The organism is Arhodomonas sp. SL1, from assembly GCF_052060015.1.
Classification (GTDB): Bacteria; Pseudomonadota; Gammaproteobacteria; order Nitrococcales; family Nitrococcaceae; genus Arhodomonas.
On the sequence record NZ_JBPODZ010000043.1, the window covers coordinates 1 to 1186 of the forward strand.

The following is a 1186-nucleotide window of genomic DNA, read 5'->3' on the forward strand; positions in this document are numbered from 1 at the left end:
AGAGGGTGTTTACAAAAAATGGTAGACTGACGCCATAGCTACTCGGGGGAAAGCGTTATGGCAGGACGGGGGCGCCCGCCGCGGCTCGGCAAGCAGGAATGTGATGAGCTTGTTCGGATCGTCGAAGGCGATCCGACGGCGACGCTGGCCGAACTCCAACATGAGCTCGAGCGGCGCACTGGCACACGGGCTCATGAGCAGACCATCCTCAAGGCGCTGAACAAGGCCGGATTCGAACGCAGCCATGATGGCTCCGGGGTGGAGGTTGATAAGGCCTCACAAAGTTCTCCGGCTCGATATGGCTACCAGGAGGCGCACCGGGAGCAGGCCCCGGAGCAGGCCTATGCGAGCTCGGTGACGGATGCGGAATGGGCGCTGATTCACGACCTTTTCGAGAGCGAGGGCCGGCGGGGCACACCGCCGAAGTATTCGCGTCGACTGCTACTGGATGCGTGTTGCTACGTGGTTCGTACCGGCTGTTCGTGGCGGATGCTTCCGAAGGAGTTTCCGCCCTGGCAGAACGTCTACCGGACGTTCCGGCGCTGGAGCGGGCAGGGTAAGTTCGAGCAGATGCACGACCGCTTGCGCGCGCAGTGGCGTGAACGCGAGCAGCGAACCGCGGAGCCCTCTGCGGCGGTGATTGATGCGCAGTCCACCCGCGGCTCCCCCCAGGGAGGGGAAACCGGCTACGATGCGGGCAAGAAGGTCAAGGGACGCAAACGCCATCTCGTCGTGGATACCTTGGGGCTGTTGCTGGCCGTGAGCGTGACGGCGGCCAATGTCCAGGACCGTGACGGAGCCCATCCAGTGGTGGCATCGGCGATGGCCAAATATCCGGGCATCGAGACGCTCTTCGCCGATTCCGGCTATGCCGGACACTGCGCGCAGACCGTCTCCCAGCGTCATGACATCCAGGTGCAGGTGGTGCGTCATCCGGCCAACAAACAGGTTGGGCGTTGGCAATCGCCGGAACAAACGGACCTTTTCACCGTGCAGGCAGACTCACAGGGCTTTGTGGTTCTACCCAAGCGATGGGTCGTTGAGCGCACCCATGCCTGGGTGGAACGGGCCCGGCGGTTAGTCATGCACCACGACCGACTGCCCGGCGTCGCTGAGGCCTGGGTTTGGCTCACCGAAGCACGCCGGCTGATGCGGCGGCTAACCGTCTAATTTGTAAACACCCTCT

Annotated in this window: 1 protein-coding gene; it reads left to right on the forward strand. The window is 63.2% G+C overall.

Annotation, left to right across the window (positions count from 1 at the left end):
* Positions 1-57 precede the first annotated feature (57 nt).
* Positions 58-1170 (forward strand): IS5 family transposase, encoded by a 1113-nt coding sequence (locus ACQ754_RS17025; RefSeq protein ID WP_440998241.1) that lies wholly within the window; start codon positions 58-60, stop codon positions 1168-1170.
* Positions 1171-1186 lie beyond the last annotated feature (16 nt).

Bases quoted from the DNA above. Each gene is read 5' to 3' on its own strand.
- ACQ754_RS17025 (WP_440998241.1), top strand. From the start codon at position 58: ATGGCAGGACGGGGGCGCCCGCCGCGGCTCGGCAAGCAGGAATGTGAT.